The 7,928-nt window shown below is 42.2% G+C and carries 6 protein-coding genes; all 6 read left to right on the forward strand.

The features are described from left to right. The first annotated feature begins 6 nt into the window (after positions 1–6). The 6 genes from DXB43_RS02430 to DXB43_RS02455 all read left to right on the forward strand — a co-directional run bounded on the left by DXB43_RS02430 (position 7) and on the right by DXB43_RS02455 (position 7,830). Positions 7–867 carry a DMT family transporter gene (locus tag DXB43_RS02430; RefSeq protein ID WP_117946516.1) on the forward strand — a complete coding sequence of 287 codons (861 nt, stop codon included), beginning with the start codon at positions 7–9 and terminating at the stop codon, positions 865–867. Positions 868–1,422: 555 nt separating this feature from the next. Beyond that, complete coding sequence (glyA, locus tag DXB43_RS02435; RefSeq protein ID WP_117946518.1) at positions 1,423–2,661, forward strand: serine hydroxymethyltransferase; 1,239 nt, start codon at positions 1,423–1,425, stop codon at positions 2,659–2,661. A 210-nt stretch (positions 2,662–2,871) separates the two neighbouring features. After that, positions 2,872–4,263 (forward strand): efflux RND transporter periplasmic adaptor subunit, encoded by a 1,392-nt coding sequence (locus tag DXB43_RS02440; protein ID WP_117946520.1) that lies wholly within the window; start codon positions 2,872–2,874, stop codon positions 4,261–4,263. After that, complete coding sequence (locus DXB43_RS02445; RefSeq protein ID WP_022243927.1) at positions 4,260–4,946, forward strand: ABC transporter ATP-binding protein; 687 nt, start codon at positions 4,260–4,262, stop codon at positions 4,944–4,946. Before DXB43_RS02440 ends, DXB43_RS02445 begins: the two co-directional genes overlap by 4 nt. Further along, positions 4,943–6,562 carry a biotin/lipoyl-binding protein gene (locus tag DXB43_RS02450; protein ID WP_117946521.1) on the forward strand — a complete coding sequence of 540 codons (1,620 nt, stop codon included), beginning with the start codon at positions 4,943–4,945 and terminating at the stop codon, positions 6,560–6,562. Before DXB43_RS02445 ends, DXB43_RS02450 begins: the two co-directional genes overlap by 4 nt. A gap of 14 nt (positions 6,563–6,576) precedes the next feature. Next, the gene (locus DXB43_RS02455; RefSeq protein ID WP_022243929.1) at positions 6,577–7,830 is read left to right on the forward strand and encodes an ABC transporter permease; all 1,254 of its coding nucleotides are present in this window, start codon (positions 6,577–6,579) and stop codon (positions 7,828–7,830) included. Positions 7,831–7,928 lie beyond the last annotated feature (98 nt).

Raw genomic sequence — 7,928 nt, forward strand, 5'->3', positions numbered from 1 at the left:
AATCATATGAAACAGGAAAAAAGACAGGGAATTTTATTTATTATAGGAGCAGGGTTCTTTTTTGCACTGATGACATTTTTTGTCCGGCTGTCAGGAGACCTGCCTACGATGGAAAAGGCTTTTTTCCGAAATGCAGTAGCTGCCGTTGTGGCAGCTTTTCTGCTCATCCGGGCAAAAGAGCCATTCTATGCACCAAAGAAAAGCTGGAGCGGACTCTTCATGCGAAGCTTCTGCGGAACGGTAGGATTAATCTGTAATTTCTATGCCATTGACCGGCTGAATATTGCAGATGCCAATATGTTAAATAAGTTATCGCCTTTCTTTGCAATTATTATGTCAACCTTTATCTTAAAGGAAAAGGCAAATAAAGTAGAATGGGGAGCAGTTGTGCTGGCATTTACCGGAGCACTACTTGTCATTAAGCCATCCTTTGATATACAGTTTGTTTACGGACTGATTGGAGCACTGGGCGGACTGGGGGCAGGAATTGCTTATACCTATGTGCGTAAATTGGGAAAAATGGGAGTGAAGGGACCGGTTATTGTCCTTTGTTTTTCACTCTTTTCCTGTGTTGTCACATTACCGTTTTTTATCATCGGATATAAGCCAATGGACATGGCACAGTTTGCCTGTCTTATGCTGGCTGGTATCTGTGCAGCAGGCGGACAGATCTGCATTACCACAGCATATACGAAAGCACCGGCAAAAGAGATATCTGTTTTTGATTACACCCAGATTGTCTTTGCGGCACTTCTTGGCATTCTGTTCCTGGATCAGATACCGGATGTCCTCAGTATTGCAGGCTATATTGTAATCATTGGAACTGCCATATTTAAGTGGCAGTATAATATGAAATACGACACCTAGAAAAGGAAATTGGAAAAGATTTCTGAAAATGCACTTTTTTACGGTAATGCGTAAAATTACAGTTGCGTTGAATCAGGCTATCACTTATAATGATACTCAAAGTAAATTTATTGGGCGATTGCGAAATTGGATAGATGTACTTTCCGTTGCTTTGACGGGGGCGCTGTACTGTCCGTCAACTGCGGATGCAGCATAAAGTCTGCAAGGGGCACTAAGAATTTCGGTATAATGCCATATTTTCCGGCAACCGGCGCAAATTCACATCCATGTTCAATTGCGCCTCGCTGGCACGTCCCTGTGCCAGCGTTGCCAAAGAACCGACGAAATTCTAAGTGCCCCTAACAGCCCTTATCATGCATCTGAAGTTGACGAACAATGCAGCGACGATGTCAAACATTGGAAAGACTGTTTTTATCGCGTTACGCAAAACATGCCTTTTAGAACTGCGGGATTTCAGTGCAGACTTCAAATCCCCTTTCATAGCAAAATTTTGAAAGAAAAGCTATCCCCTTTCGCAATCGCCTAAAGAAAATCACATAGAGAAGGAGAAGAAACATGTATACATTAGAAGATATTCAGGCAGTGGACATGGAAGTTGCAGATGCCATTACCAAAGAATTTGACCGTCAGAACAGCCACATTGAGCTGATCGCATCTGAGAACTGGGTAAGCCCGGCAGTAATGTCAGCGATGGGAAGTGTAATGACTAATAAATATGCAGAAGGCTATCCGGGAAAGAGATATTACGGCGGATGTGACTGCGTTGATATTGTAGAGAACCTGGCAATTGAGAGAGCAAAAGAGCTGTTTGGCTGTGACTATGTAAATGTACAGCCACATTCCGGTGCACAGGCAAACATGGCTGTACAGTTTGCTATTTTAAAACCGGGTGACACCGTAATGGGAATGAACTTAGACCACGGCGGACATTTAACACACGGAAGCCCGGTAAACTTTTCTGGAACTTATTTCCATATTGTACCTTATGGTGTAAATGATGAAGGCTTCATTGACTACGATAACGTAATGAAGATTGCAATGGAATGTAAGCCAAAGATGATTATTGCAGGTGCGTCCGCATATGCAAGAACCATTGATTTCAAGAAATTCCGTGAAATCGCAGATGCCTGTGGTGCAGTTCTTATGGTTGATATGGCACATATTGCCGGACTTGTTGCAGCCGGACTTCATCCAAGCCCAATCCCATATGCAGATGTTGTAACAACAACAACCCATAAGACCTTAAGAGGACCAAGAGGCGGAATGATTCTCTGCAATCAGGAAGCAGCAGATAAATATAACTTTAATAAGGCAGTATTTCCGGGAATCCAGGGTGGACCTTTAATGCATGTCATTGCAGCAAAGGCAGTCTGCTTAAAAGAAGCGTTACAGCCGGAATTCAAGGTATATCAGCAGGGTATTATTGATAATGCCCAGGCACTTTGCAAGGGCTTATTAAGCCGTGACATCAGGATTGTATCCGGTGGAACCGACAATCATCTGATGTTAGTAGATCTTACTAACTATGATCTGACAGGTAAGGCAGTAGAGAAATTATTAGACTCTGTAAATATCACCTGTAATAAGAATACCATTCCGAATGATCCGAAGTCTCCATTTGTAACCAGTGGCGTCCGTCTCGGTACTGCAGCTGTTACATCAAGAGGCATGAATACAGAGGATATGGATAAGATTGCAGAAGCAATTGCCATGATGATTAAAGAGGGTGAAACAGCTTCTGAAAAAGCAAGAGCAATCGTATCAGAGTTAACTGCAAAATATCCTTTGAAATAAATCACAAAAAATTTTGTCGGGAAATTAATGATTTCTTAAGAAATCTTAGGAATTATCCACGCTGTATTTCAGATAAGAAAATGATAAAATAGTCGTAAAGTATGAAAGCTTTACGGCTATTTTTTTCGAAGTCAGGCACCCATAAAAAGCTGCCAACGGCAGTTTCTACAGGTAAAAGGCAGGAAAAAGGAATTATTCAGGAGGAGACAGATGAGCAAAAAGAAGGTAGGCATTATTATTGGAGTTATTGCAGTGGCAGTAGTTGCAGCCGGAGTAGGATTCTATTTCCTAAAGGGAAGAAGCAGCGGTGGAAATTCGGCAGACAAGGTATATGTAGAAAAAGTATCTGCAATCATGAATCAGTCAGCAGGAGTCAATAACCGTTACAGTGGTGTGGTAGAACCACAGGAGACCTTAGAGATAAATAAGGATTCCGAACGTAAAGTAAAGGAAGTATACGTTTCTGTTGGTGATGAAGTAGAAGAGGGAACCGTATTATTTTCTTATGATACAGAAGATCTGCAGATGCAGATAGACCAGGCAAAGCTTGAGATGGAAGGCATTGCAAATGACATTTCCAATTCAAATGCACAGATTGCAGAATTGCAGAAAGAAAAAGCAAGCGCACCGGAAGACCAGCAGTTTGAATATACCACACAGATTCAGACACTGCAGACTTCCATTAAGCAGTCAGAATACAACAAGAAAAGCAAACAGGCAGAGATTGACAAATACCAGAAATCCATCGACAACTCAGAAGTAACCAGTAAGATGGCTGGTGTTGTAAAAGAAATCAATGAAAACGGGGTGGATCCCAATGGAAATACTGCAGCATATATGAAAATATTAGCGACAGGCGAGTACCGTGTAAAAGGAACAATTGATGAGACTTCTGTAGGAACAATTTCAGAGGGAACACCGGTTATTTTACGTTCCAGATTAGATGAGACGCAGACCTGGACAGGAAGTATTTCCAAGATTGATACTGAAAGCACCCAGACGGACAGTAATTCTTCTGATATGTATGATGGAGGCAGTTCTGGAGATTCTGCGTCTAAGTATTCATTCTATGTTACTTTGGACAGTACAGACGGACTGATGTTAGGACAGCATTTATATATAGAGCCGGATTACGGACAGGGCGAGGTTGAAGAAAAGGAAGGACTCTGGCTGTATGACTATTATATTGTGCAGGATGATGGAGACCCATATGTGTGGGCAGCAGATAAGAAGAACCGTCTGGAAAAACGTAAAGTGGAATTAGGCGAGCATGATGAAAATCTGGGTGAATATGAGATTAAATCCGGACTTTCTGAAGATGACCTGATTGCATTCCCGATGCAGGGACTGTATGAGGGTGTAGCTGCAGTTACCAATATGGAAGAAGTAGATTATTCTTCTCCATTATACAATCAGGAATCTACAGATGATTCCGGTATGGATGAGGGAATGTATGATGAAGCCGGAACTGAATCTATGGATGAAGGCATGTATAATACTGACGGAACCGAATACATGGACGAAGGAATGTATGATGAAGCCGGAACTGAATTTACAGATAGCGGCGAGTCAGGTGCGACAGATTCGGAGGTGGTTGAATGATTCTGAATCTGCAGCATATCTATAAAGATTACAATCAGGATAAACTGGTAGTTCCGGTATTGAAGGATGTATCTTTACAGGTAGAAGAAGGAGAATATGTTGCTATCATGGGACCGTCCGGTTCCGGAAAGACAACATTGATGAATATTATCGGATGTCTGGACAGACCGACTTCCGGAACCTATGAACTGGCAGGAAAGGATGTCTTAAACTTAAAAGACCGTGAGATGTCTGCTGTCCGACTGAACAGTATTGGATTTGTATTTCAGAGTTTTCAACTGATGCCAAGGGAAAGTGCACTGGATAACGTATCACTTCCACTGAGCTATGCCGGTGTAAAGAAGAAAGAACGGAAAGAAAGAGCACAGAAGGCATTGGAGCGTGTAGGATTAGGAGACCGTTCCGGGTTCCGTCCGACACAGCTTTCCGGTGGACAGAAGCAGAGAGTAGCAATTGCCCGTGCCATGGTAAATAATCCGAAGATTTTACTGGCAGACGAGCCGACCGGAGCATTGGACCAGAAATCCGGTAAACAGATTATGGAATTGTTCCAGAGCCTGAATGATGAGGGCGTTACCATTGTCATGATTACCCACGATATTAACATTGCAAAACAGGCAAAGAGAATCCTCCATATAGTAGACGGAGAAATATTTACAGACGATGAGGAGGGCAAGGCATGAAAAAGAAAGTTATAATTGCAATTCTAATCGTAGTTTTAGCCGGAGGTGGAATCACCGGAGGAATAGTAGGATACCGGGCATACCAGAATAGTAAGCTGGTAGCAGAGGTACAGTCAGTATCCATGTTAAATACTGGTTCCTGGGGTGACAGCATGGAAAGTGACGGAACCGTGACCAATGGACAGCAGCAGGATGTTTATGTCAGCACAGAGCAGACCATTCAGAAAGTGTTTGTAACAGAAGGACAGGAAGTATCCGAAGGTGACCCGCTGTTACAATATGATATGACCAATATTGACCTGGCAATTGAGATGAAGAAATTAGACATCCAGACAATCGAAAATAATAGTGCTGTAGCACAGAAGGAATTGGAAAAGCTTAAAAATACCAAGCCAATCAGCAATGCCACAACAAGTACACCGTCTGTAGACAGTGTGACGCCATCAGCACCGGAAACACCATCTACGGATACTTCTGTAACCACACCGGATACGGTAGAAGAGAAGAACGGAGATGCCTATAATTATATTTCAACAACGGCGCAACCATATACCGGAGATGGAAGCCAGGAGAATCCATACCGCTTCTTATGTACAAAGGAAGCATATGTCTATGGAAGCTATCTGAATACATTGAAAAGTGAGGGGAAGGTTGCGGTATTTGAAATTCATGACGGAAATACCGTAGCCGGAACCTTAATCAGTGCATGGACAAAAGTCGGTGCAGCTTTAGAGGAAGCAGACCCGGATGCAAAATGGTATGTTATTGATGGAAGTAAAGTAATTAATGAGCCGGATGTCCCGGATACCCCGGTCGAACCGGTTGTACCGGATACACCATCTGTACCGGATGATAACCAGCAGAGCGGATATACGGCAGATGAACTGGCAAAAGAGATTGCGGATAAAGAAAAAGAACTGACTAAGCTTGATCTGGATAAAAGAAAAGCGGAGCTTGCGTTGAAACAGATGGAAAGCCAGTCAGAAGATGGAATGGTTTATGCTGAGTTTAATGGTACCGTAAAGAAAGCAGGAGATCCGGATAATCTTCCAAATGATGGAAGTGCATTTTTGACACTTTCCGGTTCAGATGGTCTATATGTAAAAGGAACTCTAAATGAGCTTGCATTGGAACAGGTGAAAGTCGGACAGAGTGTTACAGCAACCTCCTGGAGCACCGGAATGGTATTTGATGCAACAATAACAGAGATTAATGATTACCCGGAGGATTCCAATGGCTATTATTATGGCAATGGCAATCCGAATGCATCCTATTATGGCTATACCGCATATATTGAAGACAGTACTGGACTTAGCAATGGAGACAACTTAAGTCTTTCCATTAATCTTGGTGGAGATGAAGATTCTTCCGATAAGATTTATCTGGATAAAGCATATGTGCGTAAGGAAGATGGTAAGAGCTATGTCATGAAGGATGATGGAACTGGTCATCTTGTAAAACAGTATGTGAAGACAGGAAAGACCATATACGGATATGCAGTAGAAATTAAATCCGGAGTTACAATGGATGATTATCTTGCTTTTCCATATGGTAAGACAGCAAAAGAAGGAGTCAAAACCAATAAGGATGAAGATTCCGGAACTGTAATGTATTAGTAGGAGGGACGAACATGTTAGAAAATTTAAGATTATCTTTTCAGGGTATCTGGTCACACAAGATGCGTTCCTTCTTAACTATGCTGGGTATTATTATTGGTATTGCAGCGATTATTGCAATTGTATCTACGATTAAAGGAACGAATGAACAGATTGAGCAGAACCTGATTGGCGCAGGTGATAACAATGTTACAGTGCAGTTGTATCAGGGAGATTATTCCATGGATTTTTCCTATGGAAGTGTACCGGGTGGAATTCCGGTAATTACAAATGAAGCACTGGAGCAGATTAAAGATCTGGATGAAGTAGAGGATGCATCTTTATTCCTTTCCAGACAGGATTATGATGGAGCATACTATAAAAATACTTCTCTTTCCGGCGGTTATATTATGGGAGTAGACAATGGCTACTTTAATACTGCGGGAATGATTATGAAGAGCGGACGCTGCTTTACCGAAGAGGACTACAGTGATTTTGCAAAGGTCGCAATCTTAGATGAAGATTCTGCAGAAGCATTATTTCAGGGTGAGAATCCAATTGGAAAGACCATTGAGATTAAGCAGCAGCCATATATTGTTGTAGGAATTGCAACCAAGAGCGAGCAGTTCGAGCCGGTTATCAATTCCATTGATGATTATTATACTTATTCCCAGGACAGCAGTGGTAAGATTTATGTACCATCTGTAACCTGGCCGATTATCTATCGTTATGACGAACCACAGCAGGTTCTTATTAAAGCAAAGAGCACCAGCGATATGACCAATGCAGGAAAGAAGAGTGCCGATATTTTAAATGGCTATCTTGCAACATCGGATGATACCATTAAGTACAAATCCGAAGACTTACTGGAGCAGGCAAAACAAATTCAGCAGTTGAGCCAGTCCACCAATACTATGTTAATCTGGATTGCTGGAATTTCCCTTCTGGTTGGCGGTATCGGTGTAATGAATATCATGCTGGTATCCGTAACGGAGCGTACCAGTGAGATTGGTCTGAAGAAAGCAATCGGAGCAAGAAAGTCTGTTATCTTGGGACAGTTCTTAACCGAGGCAGCAGTACTTACCAGTTTAGGCGGATTGATTGGAGTTCTGGTGGGAATCATATTAGCTGAGATTATCTCAAAACTTAGTACCACACCGGTTGCCATCAGTGCACCGGCAGCCGTAGGCGGCGTGGTATTCTCCATGATTATCGGAATTATTTTCGGTCTTCTGCCATCCTATAAGGCAGCAAACTTAGACCCAATCGAGGCATTGCGTCACGAGTAAAAAATAGAAAAATGTAGACCTATAGGACAAGATGTAAAAAGAGTTATAGGACAAAATGTGTTGATGAAAACCGCTTTCAAGCCTTGAAAATAAAGGGC

The organism is Roseburia sp. OM04-10BH (assembly GCF_003462605.1).
GTDB lineage: Bacteria > Bacillota > Clostridia > Lachnospirales > Lachnospiraceae > Roseburia_C > Roseburia_C amylophila.